This is a genomic window from Polaribacter sp. 2405UD43-2 (assembly GCF_058147125.1).
On record NZ_JBYVJX010000005.1, the window covers coordinates 109,837 to 128,111 of the forward strand.

General features: G+C 29.6%; 12 protein-coding genes and 1 tRNA gene. 11 read left to right on the forward strand and 2 right to left on the reverse strand.

Translation table 11 applies throughout. From position 1 onward, the window contains the following. The first annotated feature begins 108 nt into the window (after positions 1 to 108). The 9 genes from ACY2RX_RS08620 to ACY2RX_RS08660 all read left to right on the forward strand — a co-directional run bounded on the left by ACY2RX_RS08620 (position 109) and on the right by ACY2RX_RS08660 (position 14,069). Positions 109 to 1,278, forward strand: a complete 1,170-nt coding sequence (locus ACY2RX_RS08620; protein ID WP_490103567.1) for a FecR family protein — start codon at positions 109 to 111, stop codon at positions 1,276 to 1,278. Positions 1,279 to 1,498: 220 nt separating this feature from the next. Continuing rightward, the gene (locus tag ACY2RX_RS08625; RefSeq protein ID WP_490103568.1) at positions 1,499 to 4,864 is read left to right on the forward strand and encodes a SusC/RagA family TonB-linked outer membrane protein; all 3,366 of its coding nucleotides are present in this window, start codon (positions 1,499 to 1,501) and stop codon (positions 4,862 to 4,864) included. 4 nt (positions 4,865 to 4,868) lie between these two features. Beyond that, positions 4,869 to 6,281, forward strand: coding sequence for a RagB/SusD family nutrient uptake outer membrane protein (locus ACY2RX_RS08630; protein ID WP_490103569.1), 1,413 nt, complete (start codon positions 4,869 to 4,871; stop codon positions 6,279 to 6,281). Continuing rightward, entirely contained in the window at positions 6,268 to 7,767 is a 1,500-nt protein-coding gene (locus tag ACY2RX_RS08635) for a receptor L domain-containing protein (RefSeq protein ID WP_490103570.1), read from the forward strand. Before ACY2RX_RS08630 ends, ACY2RX_RS08635 begins: the two co-directional genes overlap by 14 nt. 79 nt (positions 7,768 to 7,846) lie before the next feature. Next, entirely contained in the window at positions 7,847 to 8,734 is an 888-nt protein-coding gene (locus tag ACY2RX_RS08640; protein ID WP_490103571.1) for a T9SS type A sorting domain-containing protein, read from the forward strand. Positions 8,735 to 8,777: 43 nt separating this feature from the next. Continuing rightward, on the forward strand, positions 8,778 to 9,641 hold the full coding sequence (locus ACY2RX_RS08645) for an endonuclease/exonuclease/phosphatase family protein (protein WP_490103572.1): 864 nt from the start codon (positions 8,778 to 8,780) through the stop codon (positions 9,639 to 9,641). A 154-nt stretch (positions 9,642 to 9,795) separates the two neighbouring features. Further along, positions 9,796 to 11,043 (forward strand): ComEC/Rec2 family competence protein, encoded by a 1,248-nt coding sequence (locus ACY2RX_RS08650; protein WP_490103573.1) that lies wholly within the window; start codon positions 9,796 to 9,798, stop codon positions 11,041 to 11,043. Positions 11,044 to 11,050: 7 nt separating this feature from the next. Next, on the forward strand, positions 11,051 to 12,694 hold the full coding sequence (gene pafA, locus ACY2RX_RS08655; RefSeq protein WP_490103574.1) for an alkaline phosphatase PafA: 1,644 nt from the start codon (positions 11,051 to 11,053) through the stop codon (positions 12,692 to 12,694). 178 nt (positions 12,695 to 12,872) lie between these two features. Then, a complete protein-coding gene (locus tag ACY2RX_RS08660) occupies positions 12,873 to 14,069 on the forward strand; it encodes an IS256 family transposase (RefSeq protein ID WP_490103575.1) in 1,197 nt (398 codons plus the stop codon). Between the two features lie 105 nt (positions 14,070 to 14,174). Here the strand turns inward: ACY2RX_RS08660 and ACY2RX_RS08665 are convergent, their stop codons facing one another. Together ACY2RX_RS08665 and ACY2RX_RS08670 are read right to left on the reverse strand one after the other, a co-directional pair. Next, positions 14,175 to 16,280: a KAP family P-loop NTPase fold protein gene (locus ACY2RX_RS08665; protein WP_490103576.1), complete on the reverse strand. Its 2,106-nt coding sequence runs from the start codon at positions 16,278 to 16,280 to the stop codon at positions 14,175 to 14,177. A 129-nt stretch (positions 16,281 to 16,409) separates the two neighbouring features. Then, positions 16,410 to 16,491 (reverse strand) — tRNA-Leu (locus ACY2RX_RS08670). A gap of 127 nt (positions 16,492 to 16,618) precedes the next feature. On the opposite strand from ACY2RX_RS08670, the gene ACY2RX_RS08675 reads away from it, so the two are divergent. Together ACY2RX_RS08675 and ACY2RX_RS08680 are read left to right on the forward strand one after the other, a co-directional pair. Continuing rightward, positions 16,619 to 17,560 carry a ribose-phosphate pyrophosphokinase gene (locus ACY2RX_RS08675; RefSeq protein ID WP_490103577.1) on the forward strand — a complete coding sequence of 314 codons (942 nt, stop codon included), beginning with the start codon at positions 16,619 to 16,621 and terminating at the stop codon, positions 17,558 to 17,560. Between the two features lie 18 nt (positions 17,561 to 17,578). Beyond that, a complete protein-coding gene (locus ACY2RX_RS08680; protein WP_490103578.1) occupies positions 17,579 to 18,199 on the forward strand; it encodes a 50S ribosomal protein L25/general stress protein Ctc in 621 nt (206 codons plus the stop codon). The last annotated feature ends 76 nt before the right edge of the window (positions 18,200 to 18,275 follow it).

Sequence of the window (18,275 nt, forward strand, 5' to 3'; positions counted from 1 at the left end):
CTCACTTAGAGCATTATATTAAAGTTTATTTTAATTTATAAAAAAAAGTACAAATTTTAATAGTACCTTTTTTATTATTAGTTGTTCTATATATAAATGTACTAAAAAATGAATGATATTTTTAGCATATCTACATTAATAATTAAAGAGAAACTAAAAGTTATTACTGATTTAGAAAAAGAAGATTTAAAAAGGTTAAATAACAAATACTCTTTTTCAAAAGAAATAAACTTTAAAGATTTAGTAAATCGAGTTTCTTCGTATTCAGAAATAAATAAAGAAAAAGCTTGGGCTGCTATAGAGCTTAAGTCTAAAAAGCATCAAAGAAAACCAATTATTAAATTATTTAATAAATCTTGGCAAAAATATGCAGCAGCAATTCTATTAGCTATTCTTACAACAAGTTATTTTTTTAGAGATAATTTTTTTAAAAATGATATTGAAATTATAGATCCAATAACAGTAAACACTCCTATAAAACCTGGTACAGACAAAGCAACTTTAACATTAGAAGATGGTTCTCAAATTGCTTTAGAAAAAGGAGAATCTTTTCAAACACAAAACGCCAAAAGTAATGGAGAGGAGATTATTTATAAAGCTAAAAAACAGACCACCAAAGAAATTACATATCATTACCTAACCATACCTAGAGGTGGAGAATATTATATAAAATTATCTGACGGCACTCAAGTATGGCTTAATTCAGAATCTCAATTAAAATTTCCTACAAACTTTGTTAAAGGAGAACCTCGTCAAGTAGAACTTGTTTATGGTGAGGCTTATTTTGATGTTTCTCCAAGTACAGAAAATGGAGGCTCAAAATTTAAAGTATTCAATCAATTTCAAGAAGTAAAAGTTTTGGGTACAGAGTTTAATGTCAAAGCATATAAAGATGAGGTTAATATTTATACCACATTAGTAGAGGGGAAAGTAGAAGTTAGTATTAAAGATAAAAAACAAGATTTAGTTCCAAGTCAACAATTAAATTTAGATATAAATACCAATATTTCTACAGTAAAAACTGTTGATGTTTATACTGAAATATCTTGGAAAGATGGTGTTTTCAGTTTTAGAGAAAAACCATTAAAAGAGATTATGAAAATAATTTCTAGATGGTATGATATAGATGTCTTTTTTAAAAACAAAGAACTTGAAGATATTACATTTAAAGGAGTGTTAGGAAAAGACCAAAAAATAGAAGAAATTCTGGCTACAATTAAAACATTAAGTGTGCTTAAAGATTATGAAATAAACGATAATACAATCATTTTAAAATAAATTACTATTCAATAACCAAAACTATAAAGGATATGAAAAAAATAACGAAATAAGAAAAAAGCAAAGGGAATAGAGTATAAACCGTGGTAAGTGTAAGACTCAAATTCCCTTTTTTGAATCATTAATTAAATATTTAACTAATAAATAACTAAACAAATTTATGGAAATTATATTAAAGAATGTTCTATTTAATTTTAGAAAAAAAATAATCAAAGTCTTTATGAAAGCCCTCATTTTTTTATTTTGTATTGCTGCTTTTGGCTTTGCTCCTAGTGAGGTACTATCTCAAAGTTCTAATATAAAGATCGATTCAGACATCACCTTAACTGTTGATGAGGTTTTCGATCTTATAATGAAACAAACAGATTACAAATTCATATACCAAGAAGGTATTTTTAAAGACTTTCCGAAAGTTTCTTTAAAAAAAGGAAAGATTAATACAAACAATTTATTAAAGAGAAGTTTATCTAGCGGAAGCTTTAATATTATTATAACTAAAAATAAAACGGTTTTAGTAAAACAAAAATTAGTTAAAGAAGAGCCAGAAAAGCAACAATTTCAAGTCTCAGGAACCGTTAAAGATAAAAATGGACAGTTATTACCTGGAGCTTCAATTTTAGAGAAAGGAACTACAAACGGAACTCAAACAGATTTTGATGGTAAGTTTTCTTTAAAAGTTTTGGATGAAAATGCTACAATAGTCGTGTCTTATATAGGATATAAAACACAAGAAATCAAAATTAAAAATCAGGTTTTTGTTACAATAACACTACAAGAAGATGCTGCGCAATTAGATGAAATCGTTGTTATTGGGTATGGTGGTCAATCCAAAGCAAAAGTAACTGGAGCAATATCTTCTGTTAAAGGAGAAAGTCTTAAAGATGTTCCTTTTACAGATGCTTCACAAGCATTAGCAGGAAAACTTTCTGGTGTTCAAGTAACACAGAATACTGGTGCACCTGGTTCAACGCCTAACATAAACATAAGGGGTGTGGCAACATTAACTGCAGGTACTAAGCCTTTAATAGTTTTAGATGGTTTACCACTGTCTGAAAATGCAAATATTCAATCTATAAATCCAACAGATATTGAGTCTGTAGAAATTTTAAAAGATGCTGCATCTGCTGCAATTTATGGTTCTAGAGGTTCTAACGGAGTTATTTTAATTACTACTAAAAAAGGACAAAAAGGGAAATTACAATTTTCATATAATTCTTATTATGGTATTCAAAGTGTTGCTAAAAAACTTAACTTATTGGACGGTTATGGGTTGGCGAAATTAATTAAAGAAGCTCGTGATAATAAATATGTAAGCTTAGATCCAGTTAATCATTCTCCTAATGACTCAAATAAAATAAGAAAAGGTAACACATCTAGTACAGGGGTATTAATTCCTAACTATATGCAGCCTTATTTAGATGGACAAAAAGGATTAGTGAATACTGATTGGCAAGATGCTATTTTTGTTAATGCTCCTATTGAGAGTCATGAATTCAACGCTAGTGGAGGTAGTGACAATACAACCTTTTTTGTGTCAGGAAATTATTTTAATCAAGAAGGTATAATTATAGGGACAGGTTTTAAGAGATATTCATTAAGAGTAAATTTAAAGACGAAGTTTAGTGATAAATTAACATTTGGTATTAATTTGACTCCGTCAAAATCTGAACAAAATAAAATAGTTGAAAAATGGGCACAATCACCTGTGTCTATGGGAATTAATTCACATCCGTTTTTCCCAGTATATAATGCTGATGGCTCCTATGCAATAAGTGAGCAAGTAAGAGAAGCTGCATTGTATGGTTTGCCTGAGGCCGAAAACGTTGTAGCTATTTCTGATCTTACTAAAGATGTAAGAGAAGACTCAAGGTTATTGGGGGGAACGTATTTAGAATACAATGTTCTCAAAGATTTAACAGCAAAAACATATTTTGGCGGGTATATTATTTCTTCTCGTTCTAATTATTTTAGACCTTCCTATTTAGGGATTTATAGAGTGCCAGCACCTACTGTAGCACAAGGGAGGTCAAGTACATTTAGGATTAATAACTGGATAAGTGAAAATACACTTCATTACAAAAAGAGATTTAATGATCATAACCTAGATGTTCTATTAGGGTATTCTATACAAAATGAAAATATTGAAAGAAATAATATTAGAGCTCAAGGATTTCCTAATGATGAAATACAAACAATAAATGCAGCAACAGATATTATTTCTGCATCTTCTAGTATAACTGAGTGGAGCCTAATATCTTATTTAGGTAGAGTACAATATGATTATCAAGATAAATATTTATTGTCTGCAGCAGTTAGAAGGGATGGTTCTTCAAGATTCGGAGCAGATACTCAATTTGGTGTTTTTCCTTCTTTATCTTTAGGATGGAGGGTAGATAAAGAAAATTTCTTTCCAAAGGATGCATCTATTTCTTCTTTAAAGTTTAGAGGTAGTTGGGGGATAACAGGAAATAATCAAATAGGGAATTTTGGTTCTCAAGCTTTGTTGGGGTCAGCTAATTATAATTTTAATGGGGCAGTAGCAAGTGGTCTTAGACCAAGTACTTCGCCTAATAATAAACTGTCTTGGGAAGAATCAACTACAACGAATATTGGTTTTGATGCAGCGTTCTTTGATAATAAATTGACCTTATCTACAGAGGTTTATAGAACAGATACAGATGGTCTTTTATTAAATGTTCCAGTGCCAAGTCATTCAGGTTTTAATAGTTCTTTACAAAACATTGGAAAAATAAGAAATGAAGGTTTAGAATTTAGTATTGGTTATCAAACTAAAATAGGTGATTTTGAAATAAATTCTTTAGCAAATATTTCAAAAAACAAAAATAAGGTACTTTCCTTAGGTCCAGGACAAGACAGGATTATTTCAGGTAGAAATATTACTGAAGTAGGGAAACCTGTAGGAGCACATTATGGTTATAAAATTGCAGGTATTTTTGAAACTCAAGAGCAAGTAGATAATCTTCCAAAATTTAGAAACAAAGCAAATATTGGAGAGTACAGATTTGTGGATTTGAATAGAGATGGTATTATTAATAGTGATGACAGAACTAGTTTAGGTACATATTGGCCAGATTATACTTGGGGATTAACGAATACATTTAAGTATAAGTTTGTAGATTTTAGTTTTAATTTACAAGGAGTAGAAGGTGTTTCTGTTCATGATAGAATGGTAAGTGTAGTTCTTTATTCTCATGAACCTTGGGGGAATCATACTAAAGATTATGTGAATAATGTTTGGAGGAGTGTAGATAGCCCTGGTAAATATGCAAAACCTGGTTCAAGATCAAATACCTTACACAGAGAGTCTGACCTTTTTATTGACGATGCATCATTTATACGAATTCGTAATATAACCTTTGGTTTAACACTAGATAAAAGTTTAGTAAAAAACCTATTTGTTAATAGTATTAGAGTTTACACATCAGCAAAGAATCCATTTACATTTACCAATTTCAGAGGATATAATCCAGAACAAAGTGAAGGAAACCCTCTTAAACCTGGTGTTACCTTAGGTAATTTCCCTTTAGAAAAATCTATTGTTTTTGGTGTTAATTTAAATTTTTAAGAAAATGAAAAAAATATTTATAATAATTTTGTTGACACTTACAATAAGCGGGTGTGAAAATCAACTTAATATAAAACCAGAGTCTAATTTTACTACAGATAATTTTTATAGAAATAAAAATGACATAGAACAAGTTGTTAATGCTGCATACGCATTCTTGCAGTCCGAAGGGCAATATGGTGAGAACTTTCATTTTTTTATGGAAGTAAGAGCAGATAATTCAGTTGAAACAGATTTAAATGTTAGAGGTGGTGATTTTGGTCAGTTTGAAACATTTAGTATTGCAACAACAAATAGCTTGTTAAACGAAACTTGGTCAGATTGCTATAAAGGTATTCAAAGTTGTAATATAGTATTAAATAGAATCGAGGGTATCCCGGATATGCCACAAGAGCAAAAAAGTATTAGAAAAGGAGAAGTACTTTTTATTAGAGCATTAACTTACTTAAACTTGGTGAGAATTTGGGGAGATATTCCTTTGGTTTTAAAAGAAACTAAGAACCCTTTTGATTTTTTTGACGTTGAAAGAACAAAGGTAGCAGATGTTTACAAACAAATTGAAACAGATTTATTGGAGGCTATTGACTTTTTACCTGTATCACCGTTACAGATAGGTCGTGTTACTAAAGGTGCAGCACAAACGTTATTAGGAAAAACATATTTAACACAGAAGAAATATAATGAAGCTGTTACAAGTTTAAAACTTGTTTCAGGGTATAAATTGATTGATAACTATGCGCAAGTATTTGGTCCTCAATTTGAAAACAATGATGAATCAATTTTCGAAGTTCAATTTACAGGAGGTATTGGTGGAGAAGGTAGTAAGTTGTCAAATTTATTTACTCCGTTAGGAGGTAATAGTATTGTAAATAATGTAGGACAACCTTCAGGTCATAATGCACCTACAATGGAACTATTAAATAGTTATGAAGTAAATGATTCACGTAAGAATGTTACAATCGGTATTGTTAATGGTAAGCAATTTGCTAAAAAATATATTACAGAACCTAAAGGACCAAATGATTCAGATGCAAATGTAATTGTGTTAAGGTATGCTGATGTTGTTTTAATGCTTGCAGAAGCATTAAATGAAATTGGCTATGTGGCAGATGGTGAGGCGTTTACGCTAATAAATAAAATAAGGAATAGAGCAGGTTTAGTTAGTTTGACATCCGCAACAATAACAACACAAGAGTTGTTTAGAACTGCTGTAGCTAAAGAAAGAAAGCTAGAATTGGCTTTTGAAAATCATCGTTGGTTCGATTTATTAAGAACCGAAAACTTTGTAAATGTAATGAATAATTCTAGTCAAGAATCAGGAAGTTTTACAGTAAAATCATTTCATAAGTTTTTCCCGATACCTCAAAAACAAATAGATACTAACCCAGAAAAAATCAAACAAAATGAAGGATATTAAATTAATTGATGACGTATTAAAATGTAAGTTCAACAATGTTTTAATCTTTGTTGTGGCATTATTATTAACGGTAACTTTTTTTTCTTGTTCAGATGAGAATAATGAGTTTTCACAACCTGTTCCTATAACAAATTTTAAAGCTACTTCAGGAATTAACAAGGTAACTTTAAATTGGGATGCAGTGAATGCTCAAAATTTTAGTGGGTATTGGGTAGATTTCTACCCAGGTGATGGGCTATCTGTTATTACAGATAAAACGAATAACTCAATCGTATTTGAGAAATTAGACCCGAGTATTGAATATCGTTTTACATTAGTATGGGTAGATGATAATAAAGTAAGATCAATGCCTACAATAGTGAATGCGAGACCTAAATCTTTATTTGTTGAGCCACAAGTGGTTTACGATGGGGATTTAATTATTGAAAATCAAGATCAATTAAATGCACTTCCATTAGCTTATACAAAGATAGATGGTAAATTAAGAATTAAGGGTGCTGATATTACAGATTTATCAAAGTTATCATCTTTAAAAGAAATAAAAGGAAACTTAGAAATTATTGATGGAAATACTACATTAACAAGTATATCTGGACTTGAAAAGTTAGAAAAAATTGGTGGAAGCTGTTGGATTCGTAGAAACCCACTGTTAGTCTCGGTAGAACCATTACAAAAATTAACATCTATTGGTAAGAATTTATACTTTTATGAGAATGATGCAGTACAATCTCTTTCAGGTTTTGATAACTTAACAGAAGTAGGTGATATGTTTATTGGTGACCGTGATGGAGATATTTCAGATGGTGAAGGAAATCCAATCTTAAAAGATTTTTGTGCGCTTCAAACATTATTTACAAGTGCATCAAGTAGGAAAGTATTTATTGGAGAAAACGCATACAATCCTACAGTATCTCAAATTGTAAAAGGGTATTGTACAAAGGTGGTAAAAGATGGAAATTGGACAATTTCCTCACAAGCAAATTTAGATGCTATAACTGAGAAGTATACACATATAAATGGTAAATTGGTTATTAAAGGGGCAGATATTACAGATTTATCTAAATTAATTGGATTAGTAGAAGTCAAAGGGCTTGAAATTAGAGATAGTAACACTGTTTTAACAAATTTAGATGGGTTAAATAATTTAACTACAATTGTTGGTAATTTTTGGTTACGAAGAAATGCTGAATTGATTTCAATTCAGGGCTTAGAATCGTTAAGGGAGATTAATGGCAACTTGGTTCTTTATCAAAACCCTAAGATTCCATCATTAGCAGGTTTAGAGAAATTGGCTAAAGTGAAAAATATGTATATTGGAGATAGAGATGGAGATCCAACAGACGGAGAAGGAAATCCCTTATTAACTAATTTATGCCCTTTACAACTTGCAGCTTCTTATGGAAGTCTTGTAGAATTTTTTATTGCTGAAAATGGGCACAACCCAACGAAGCAAAACATTATTGATGGTACTAACTGTAGCTTATAAACCAATCAATTATTTAATAAATTTTTCTTTCAAATAACTTGAAAGGAAAATTTAGAATTTGTTTTAAAAATATTATATTATGAAAACACACACACATACTAAGAAATTTCAATTGTTTATTATGTTATTGTTAATTGTTGTACAATTTGGTACTGCACAAACATTTACAGGAGATTTAATAATTTCAACTCAAGCAGAATTAGATGTATTACAAACTTATACAAAAGTAACAGGTAAATTAAGAATAAAAGGAGCTGATATTAAGGAACTTTCTAAATTAAGTACTATTCAAACAATAGGAGGTAATTTAGAGATTTTAGACTCTAACACGAGTTTAACTAATTTAAATGGACTAGGAGGATTAACCTCAATAGGAGGTAATTTTTGGTTAAGAAAAAATACAGAGTTAATTGATATTTCTGCACTATCTAATTTAAAAGAAATATTAAACAATACTTCAGGAGGTTTGTATCTTATCGGAAACTCTAAATTAACAACTTTAGACGGTCTTGATAATTTAGAAAAGGTGGCAAATATGTATATAGGTGATCGAGACGGGGATCCAAATGATGGAGAAGCAAATCCATCATTAATAAATCTATGTGCATTGCAAAAAGCTGCAAATTATTCAGGTTTGGGTAGTTTTATTATTGCTGATAATGGATACAATCCAACTTCTGCTCAAGTTGTTTCTGGTACAAATTGTGTTTTAGGTTTGAAAGATGTTTTTGGTCAAAAGTTTAGTGTGTATCCAAATCCAACACAAGAATTTATACAAATGTCAGATTCTCGAAACAAGGAGTATAAGGTTAATGTATTTAATAATCTTGGTAAGCTAATTATTGGAGATGCTATTATTTCCAATGTGAAAAGAATAAATATTTCAAAATTAGAAAAAGGTGTTTATTTTATGAAAATTAGTCTAGGGAAAATTAGTGCAGTAAAGAAAATTATAAAATCAAATTAGTTCTATACTTATAATTTCTTTGATTATTTTAAAATTAATAGTTATGAAAATAAAAAGATTTATGTTGGTAATATTGTTTTTTTCAATATTAATGGCATGTAGCAGTAATAATGATAATCCTTCTGATTCAGATCCAAAACCAATTAATCAATGTGATTCTGGAGATTGTATTAAGGTAGCAACATTTAATGTTGCTGTTGGTCAAAAAGCGACAGCATCTAGTATTGCTGCAAAATTAAAACCTCTCAATTTAGATGTTTTGACACTTACAGAGTGTCCTACTTTGATTGATAAAAGTTCAGGAGATAAAGATTTTGTAGAAATAATTGCTGAAACTTTAGGAATGTCTTATTGGAAAATAGGAACAATTTCATCAGCAAATCATTGGGAAGCATGGGGTAAAGATGTAACTGGGAAATACCATGGTAAATTAAAAGCTATTTTAAGTAAAACTCCTTTGTCTAATCCAGAAGATATTATATTAAATGGTAGAGGTTGGTCTCCAGCTAGTGCGTTTAAAGTTAGAACTACTATTAAAAGTAAAAGCTTTGCTATTTATGCATTACATATCCCTGGTAGTAATGATGTTGTGGATGGTTCAGTTCATAAAGATTTTGCTGATAGAATACTTGTAAACGAAAGTTCTACAAATTTTTTAGTAATGGGAGACTTTAATGATATTCCAACGAATGCAACTATGAAATATATTAATGGAAAAGGGATGAAAAATGCTTTAGATGACCTTGATAATTTAAATGAAAGATTAGATGCATATTCATCTGGTCGAATAGATAATATTCTCTACAATAATGCTTCAAAAACGAAAGGTATTGATGGATATAGTATGTACAACCCAGCTATTTCAGATCACCCTTATGTTTGGTGTAAACTATTATATGAGAAATAAGATTAAGATTTTTTTGATAAATTAAGTTTGTAAGTAGTAGCTGATTTGTTAAAAGGTCAGCCATTATTTTTATCTGATATTTAGATTAAATAAAGTCATTTAAAATAATCAAGCTTCTTAAAATCACAAGCTAAAATCAATATATAAAAGATAAATGAAGAAACTAAAATATAAAGTAATAGCATTATTAACCTTGTGTTTGTTTAGTTGTAATGAGAAAAAAGAAACACCTCTAGAAAGTAACAAGTCGTCAGAAAACCATCAACGATTTTCTCCTTGGCAAGAAGGGTTTTTAGATATCCATCATATTAATACAGGAAATGGCGATACCAGTTTTTTAATTTTACCAGATGGCACCACAATGCTTTTTGATGCAGGAATTATTCAAAAAGAGGAATTTGAAAAAAAATACGCACCTTTAAAAGCATCACTTCCAAAACCAAACGATTCACTGTCAGCAGCACAATGGATTGTAAAATACATTCAAAATCTCTTGCCAAAAAATAACTTTAAAATTGATTATGCTTTGGTATCTCATTTTCATGAAGATCATTATGGGAGTTTAGTAGAGTTGGGTAATCAGATTCCGATTCAAAAAATAATTGATAGAAATTATCCCGATTATGATTTCCCTTTTGACTTAAAAAAGTATTTGAAAAAAGAGGCTATTTTTCAAGAGTATTTATTATTTATAGAGAAAAATAAAATACCATCAGCATCATTAATTGTGGGTAGTCATTCCCAAATTAAATTACAAAATTTACCTGAAAAGTATCCAACTTTTAAAATTCAGAATGTAAAATCAAACGGAACAATTTGGACAGGTAAAAACAATGAAACTTTTAAATATTTTACAGCAAAAGATATGACCTCCTTTTACAAAGGAAAATACAATGAAAACCCACTCAGTTTAGCATTAAAAATTTCGTATGGAAAATTCGATTATTTTACGGGCGGAGATAATACAGGCTTACAGGGTTTTGGATTACCAAAATGGTTTGATGTAGAAACCCCCATAGCAAAAGCAGTAGGTAGTGTAGAAGTAACTACTTTAAATCATCATGGAAACAGAGATGCTACCAATGAATTTTTTGTAAAAACATTAGACCCAAAAGTAGTAATTCAACAATCTTGGTGTTCAGATCATCCTGGGCAAGAAGTGTATCAACGTCTTATTTATAAAGATAAAAATGCAGAGAAGCGTTACCTTTTTGCAACGAATATGCACAATGAAACGAGCGTAACTTACGGACCTTGGTTTGTTAAGAATTATAAGAGTTTGCAAGGGCACATTGTAGTAAGAGTATTTCCTAGAGGAGAGAAGTATAAAGTGATTATTTTAAATGATAATTCTATAGATTTAACCGTAAAAGAAACATTTGGACCTTTTAAAACATATTAAGAAAAAAATGAAGTTTAGTTTAAAGTTATTAGTAATTATTATGCTTGTTAATATTCAAGTTAATTACGCACAACAAGTAGATAAACCTAAATTAATTGTTGGTGTAATAATAGATCAAATGCGGGCTGAATACTTATATAGGTTTCAAGAAAATTATACAGAAAACGGATTTAAACGATTAATACGAGAGGGTTTTAATGTAAAAAACACTCACTATAATTATATTCCAACAGCAACAGGTCCAGGGCATACGTCTGTTTTTACAGGAACCACTCCTGCTAATCACGGCATCGTTTCAAACCATTGGTATAGTAGAGATTTAAAAAGAACGATGTATTGTGCAAAAGACTCAACCTCTTATTTAGTAGACAATTTGGGGATTCAAAAAGATGCAAAGTTTCGTGTTTTTTCGAGATCACCAAAAAACGCAAAGACTTCTATGATAACTGACGAATTAAAATTAGCATCAACAGGACGTTCTAAAGTTATAGGGATATCTATAAAAGATAGATCAGCCATTTTTCCTGCAGGTCATATGGCAGATTATGCCTTTTGGTATAATTCTAAAAACGGACATTTTGTGAGTAGCTCTTATTATACTAATAAGCTTCCAAAATGGTTAATAGCATTTAATAATCAACAAAAAGCAGATGATTTATTAAATAAAAGATGGAATTTTTTATTGCCCATAAATAGGTACAGAAATTCTAGTAAAGACGATTCGCATTTCGAAAAAATATTTAAAGGGAAAACAAAAAGTACTTTTCCTTATAACTTAAAAGAATTACGCAAAATTAATAATAATTTTAATCTATTAACAGAGGTACCTTATGGAAATACAATGGTTACAGAATTAGCGATAGCCACTCTTAAAGGAGAAAATTTAGGAAAAGGAAAAGAATCCGATTTTTTAACCATTAGCTATTCAAGTACAGATTATATTGGCCATCATTTTGGAATACGATCTAAAGAATTAGAAGACACTTATATAAGAATGGATCGAGAAATAGCAAGATTACTAGAGGCGTTAGACAAACAAGTTGGCAAAGGAAACTATATGTTGTTTTTAACTGCAGATCATGCCGGAAGCGATCATCCTCACTTTTTAAATGAAAAGAAACTACCAGGTAAATTTTATAACTCTAAAAAAATGAAAGGTATTTTAGAAAAGCATCTTTCAAAGATTTTTGGAGAAAGAATCTATATTTCTTTTATGGATAAAACGCAGATTTATACGGCTAAGACAACTATTTCTAAAAAGAAACTTTTAAATGAAATTAAGAATTATTTAAGCACTTTAGACGGTGTTAAAGCAGTTTTTGCACCAGCTTTAAAAGAAGAAAATTTGAATAATAGTTTAATAGAAAATGTTATAAAAAATGCCTATAATTCAAAAACATCAGGAGATATTATTTATCAAATGGAATCTGGCTGGATGGAAGAACGCTCTTTTGGAACCACGCATTGTACTTGCTACACCAGTGATACTCATGTGCCCTTATTGTGGTATGGATGGAACATTCCTAAAGGAGAATCTGTAAAAAAAGTAGAAATAACGCAAATAGCACCTACTCTTTCTATGTTATTGAATATTCCATTGCCAAGTTCAAGTAATCGAAATCCAATAATTAATATTTTTATAAGGAAATAAAAAAGGACGGTTTCCAAAAAACTGTGTAAATAGAAAATTAAGGTACTAAACCAATAAGTGTGTAAGTAAAGTTATTCTGGAATTTTTCTAGAGCAATAATTAAATTGCTCCGTGAGGAAAAATTTTGGAAATAACTTTACGATTAAATTATTATTAAATTTATAAACACACATTTATTATGAAACCAGAAGATTTATTAAACGAAGACTTTTTAAAACAATTTAAGACAGGCTCAGAACTGACCAGTTTTATAGAACAGCTTCATAAACGTGGAGTAGAGAAAATTCTTGAAGGTGAGTTAGATGCACATTTAGACTACGATAAGCATCAAAAAAGTACTAACTCCAACTCACGAAATGGTTATGGAACTAAAACCATTAAAACTAAGCTTGGAGAGACTCAAATTCAAGTTCCCAGAGACAGAGATAGTTCATTCAATCGAATGCTCATCAAGAAAAGAGAAAATGTGGCTGATGGAGTAGAAAACATCATTATTTCTTTATATGGCAAAGGAATGAGTATTTCAGACATTGAAGAACAAATCAGAGAAATTTACGATTTTAATATTTCTAGTTCTGCTATTTCAAGAATTACAGACAAAATAACAGCAGATATTATAGCTTGGAAAAACAGACCTCTAGAAGCTACTTATTTGATTGTATGGATGGATGGTATTGTTTTCAAGGTTCGTGAAAACTCCAAAGTGATCAATAAAACCATTTATATTGCTGTTGGATTGCGAATTGATGGAAAGAAAGAAGTCTTAGGATTATGGCTAGGAAAAAACGAATCTTCCTCTTTTTGGATGACTGTTTTAACCGAGATAAAAGCTAGAGGAACACAAGATGTTTTAATTACAGCTACAGACAATTTAAACGGATTTACTGATACCATTAAAACGGTTTTTCCTAATTCTGTAACTCAAATTTGTGTGGTGTATCAAATCAGAAATTCTTGTAGATATGTGGTTTGGAAAGATAAAAAAGCCTTTGCCAAAGATATGAAGCAAATCTATACTGCACCTACTAAAGAAGCTGCTAAAGCTGCTTTAGAGGACTTTAAAATAAAATGGAACTCAAAATATTCTTATGCCATAAAGTCTTGGGAAAACAATTGGGATGAACTCACCGTTTTCTTTGATTTTCCACTCGAAATTAGAACCATTATTTACACCACTAATTTGATAGAAAACTTAAATGGAAAAATTAGAAAATATACCAAAAACAAACTCTCTTATCCAACTGATGATGCAGTAATTAAATCTGTATTTTTAGCTTTAAGAGAATCCACAAGAAAATGGACAATGCCTATTAGAAATTGGGGAATCATTTTAAATCAATTTTTGGCTATATTTGAAAACAGGATTAAACTATAAAAAGTTTAACCCTGTAATTTTTTACTTACACACTTGATGGGATAGTGTCTTTTAGAACTTGCTAAGTTAAGGTTACTTGAGGTTAACAAGATTATAGATGATACTTTATCTTTCTGAAACTTCTAATGTCTCAAAATTATAATAAGTACTCTTTTTAAATCCATCCTCATATGCTTTTAAAAATATATCAACAACGTTTTGTTCGTCTGAATCTAAAATACTTCTATCAATATTCTTTAGACGGTTTTTAATATCTTCCTTATCCATTTTAGGAAAAAACTGATACTCTGCAAGTTGAAAGCTAATATTTGATTTTCCAGATAAACTGTTCATATATGCTCCTTTTAGACATAAATAAATATATTTAACTAAATCGTTATCGTCAATTATTAGTTTTGGAAACTCATTTTTATAGAGTTTTGGATGTAGTTTAGCTGTCCATTCTAACACTAAAATAATTTCATCTTCGTTAAGTGTATTTTTCTTATTAAGTTCTAAATTAAATAAACTTTTAGAATGAGTTTTATGAGAAAGTTTAATTTTTTTAATAAATTCTTCTACTCCTTCTTTTTCTGAAAAAAGATGATACCATAAATTATCGTAGTATAGTTTATTTTCTTTTTTACTAGATATATAATTTAAAACGAAATATCTTCTATCTTTTATCAGAGAAATATTTTTTAGCATTTTTGAGTTAAACATTGCCACAAACATAAAATCTGATCCAATAGAAAACAGTCTAGTTTTCTCATATTTTAAATTTTTAGTAAAACAAAACCCTGCTAAAATAATCTGTTTTACATTTTCTTCTCTAGTGTTCTCGCTTTTAAGTTCTGTCCAATGTAAAAATTGAAATAATTTATCTGTTTTTTGGATTTTATTTAAAATCTCTATTTTTTTATTAATATCAGAATTGTTTATAAATTTTTCAAAAACAGATTCTTGTATATCCAAATTACTTAATTGTAAACTAAAATATCTATCAAAGTAGCTTCTATTTGCTACTTTTTTATTTTGAATTAACTTTCCTTGTTTGTGTGAGTTATAGGAATGATTTTCACTTACAAAGACAAGTTGGAAAATTAAATTTTTAGAAATTTCATCGAAATTTTGGTCTTCAATAAATTCTTTTATAGATTTATTATTCTTACTACCATAAAACAATGATATGTTTTTTGAAGAATTGTTATCTTTTTTATAAACTAGTTGCTCTTTATTTTCAGCAATAAACTGATAAACTTTTGGTCTAAAAATCCTAAAAGATTCAATAATTAGGAAGTCATTTATATTTAACTCTTTATAAATTGATATTAGTCTAAGTTTTATTCCATTATTAAATCTATAAAGGTCTCTAATAGAGCTAAAATAGTTAGTAAAATTTTCTGATTGTAAACTAGTAATTACTTTTTTAAATTCATTTTGTAAATTGTTATCAATAAATAAATTATCAATACTATCAATAAAAATTCTTTTAATATCTCTTTTAGAAACTGATGGCAATGTGTAATCAACTTGCACAATTTTTTCTAAATATTTCTGTCCGTTTTTTCCAAATTGTTTTTCTAATGCAGAACAAACAATTTCTCTATCATATGCAAGAATAAATATAGTGTTTGCAAAATTTCCATTTAATTTAACTAACTGAAAAATATCCGTTACCTCAGTTGGTGTTAATCTATCAATATCGTCTATAGTTATATATAGTTTTACTTTTGATGCTATTAGCAGTTTATCAATATCTTCTTTTAGTTTCTGTATATCTTTTTCTTTACTAATATTTTCAAGAAAATCTTTAGCTTCATTTACTGCTTGCCCAACGCCAGAGTGAACATATTTTAACCAATTAAGATAATCAAGGAAGTCAATAATTTTTTTTGAAGCATCTTTTAGTTTTTGCTGATTATTTTGAAGTTTAATTAACAATTCCTTTAAAAAAATATCTTGCAGTTCTCTTTGACCAGAAAACATCCAAGGATTAAATCTTAAAACAATAATTTCAGTTTCCTTCTCATAAGAAATTCTTTCTACTTCTTTAATTATAAAATTAATTAAAGTTGATTTCCCAGTTCCCCAAGTTCCATTAATTCCTAATACGATACTTTCGTTATTTTGGCTAAAAGATTGAACCAGTCCAGTAGCAATTTGAGTAGCGAAACTAAATCTTCCTAGCTTATCATCTTCAGCTTTTAATAAAGGTAAATCTGTATGCATTTTTTCTGTAAAGATAAATTAAAAGAAGAAACTACTATATTACGATAGAAAAAGGGGTGTTATCAGGGGTGATAATAAAAAAATAAAACCCTAATCAATTAATATATAGTAGATTAGGGTTTTTATGTGTACTCAAGGTGGGAATCGAACCCACACTCCCGAAAGAACTGGATTTTGAATCCAGCGCGTCTACCAATTCCGCCACTTGAGCAAGTAATAAAGTAGGATTGCAAAGCTACTAAATATTTTTAGTATTTAAACTGAAAAAATTAATTTCAAACTCAATAAATAATTTCTACTTTTGTCTACTAACAACAACACAACAAAAATTTATTTAAATGCCTACAAATCAACTTGCACCAAAATTATTTGCTTGCAGACAAAGCATCGTTTTGGCTAAAAAAATTGCAAAAGAATACAATACAGAACTAGGAAATGTAGATACCACATACTTTAGTGATGGAGAATTTCAGCCGGCTTTCGAAGAATCTGTGCGTGGAAGACGTGTTTTTATCATTGGCTCTACTTTTCCGAATGCTGATAATTTAATGGAAATGCTATTAATGTTAGATGCAGCAAAAAGAGCATCAGCAAGACACATTACTGCTGTAATGCCTTATTTTGGTTGGGCAAGACAAGATAGAAAAGACAAGCCAAGAGTTGCAATAGGAGCAAAATTAGTGGCAAATTTATTGCAATCTGCAGGAGCAACCAGAATTATGACAATGGATTTACACGCAGATCAAATTCAAGGATTTTTCGAAAAACCAGTAGATCATTTATTTGCATCTACAATCTTTTTGCCTTATATAGAGAGTTTAAAGTTAGATAATTTAACAATTGCATCCCCAGATATGGGAGGTTCTAAAAGAGCTTATGCATATTCTAAGCATTTACTTTCTGAAGTAGTAATCTGTTACAAGCAAAGAAAAAAAGCAAATGTAATTGGTCATATGGAGTTAATAGGTGATGTCAAAGACAAAAATGTAGTTTTAGTTGATGATATGATTGATACCGGAGGAACCTTAGCCCATGCAGCTAACTTAATGATGGAAAGGGGTGCCAAAAGTGTTCGTGCAATTTGTACGCATCCAATACTTTCAGGTGGCGCTTATAAAAAAATTGAAGAATCTGCATTAACAGAATTAATTGTTTCTGATACAATTCCTTTAAAAAAGAATACTTCTAAAATAAAAGTTGTATCTTGCGCGCCCTTATTCGCGGATGTTATGCATAAGGTACAAGATAACACCTCAATAAGTGGGCAATTTTTAATGTAAATAATTAACAAAAAAGTAATGAAATCAATTACAATTAAAGGATCAAAAAGAGAAAGCGTGGGCAAAGTAGCTACTAAAGCCTTGCGTAATGCTGGTATGGTTCCTTGCGTTATATACGGAGGAAAAACACCAATACACTTTTCAGCAGAAGAAAAAGCGTTTAAAAACTTGGTTTATACTCCAAACGTTTATACAGCAAGTATTGATGTTGATGGACAAAAAATACCAGCAATTTTACAAGACATTCAGTTTCACCCGGTTACCGATAAAATTTTACACGTAGATTTTTATCAATTGTTTGATGATAAAGAAGTTACAATGAATATTCCTGTAAAATTAACAGGTACATCTCCTGGGGTTTTAAATGGTGGATCTCTACGTTTTACAAATCGTAAATTAAGAGTAAAAGCACTACCTGCTAATTTACCAGATTTTATAGATGCTGATATTTCTGGTTTAAAAATTGGAAATAAATTATTTGTAACATCATTAGTTAATGATAAGTATACATTTATGCACCCAGACAATACAGTAGTTGTTCAAGTTAGAACTTCTAGAAACGCAACTGAAGATGAAGAGTTAGAAGAAGGAGTAGAAGCTGCAGAAGGAGCTGAAACTGCTGCACCAGCAGCAGAGTAAATTTTACTCACATAAATTAATAAAAAAGCGTTACAATTCTGTAATGCTTTTTTATTTCAGTATTTTTGGATACTAA

Coding starts and splice junctions, on each gene's coding strand:
- ACY2RX_RS08650 (WP_490103573.1), top strand. CDS start 9,796: ATGAAGAAACTAAAATATAAAGTAATAGCATTATTAACCTTGTGTTTG.
- ACY2RX_RS08645 (WP_490103572.1), top strand. CDS start 8,778: ATGAAAATAAAAAGATTTATGTTGGTAATATTGTTTTTTTCAATATTA.
- ACY2RX_RS08630 (WP_490103569.1), top strand. CDS start 4,869: ATGAAAAAAATATTTATAATAATTTTGTTGACACTTACAATAAGCGGG.
- pafA (WP_490103574.1), top strand. CDS start 11,051: ATGAAGTTTAGTTTAAAGTTATTAGTAATTATTATGCTTGTTAATATT.
- ACY2RX_RS08660 (WP_490103575.1), top strand. CDS start 12,873: ATGAAACCAGAAGATTTATTAAACGAAGACTTTTTAAAACAATTTAAG.
- ACY2RX_RS08625 (WP_490103568.1), top strand. CDS start 1,499: ATGAAAGCCCTCATTTTTTTATTTTGTATTGCTGCTTTTGGCTTTGCT.
- ACY2RX_RS08635 (WP_490103570.1), top strand. CDS start 6,268: ATGAAGGATATTAAATTAATTGATGACGTATTAAAATGTAAGTTCAAC.
- ACY2RX_RS08640 (WP_490103571.1), top strand. CDS start 7,847: ATGAAAACACACACACATACTAAGAAATTTCAATTGTTTATTATGTTA.
- ACY2RX_RS08680 (WP_490103578.1), top strand. CDS start 17,579: ATGAAATCAATTACAATTAAAGGATCAAAAAGAGAAAGCGTGGGCAAA.
- ACY2RX_RS08675 (WP_490103577.1), top strand. CDS start 16,619: ATGCCTACAAATCAACTTGCACCAAAATTATTTGCTTGCAGACAAAGC.
- ACY2RX_RS08620 (WP_490103567.1), top strand. CDS start 109: ATGAATGATATTTTTAGCATATCTACATTAATAATTAAAGAGAAACTA.
- ACY2RX_RS08665 (WP_490103576.1), bottom strand. CDS start 16,280: ATGCATACAGATTTACCTTTATTAAAAGCTGAAGATGATAAGCTAGGA.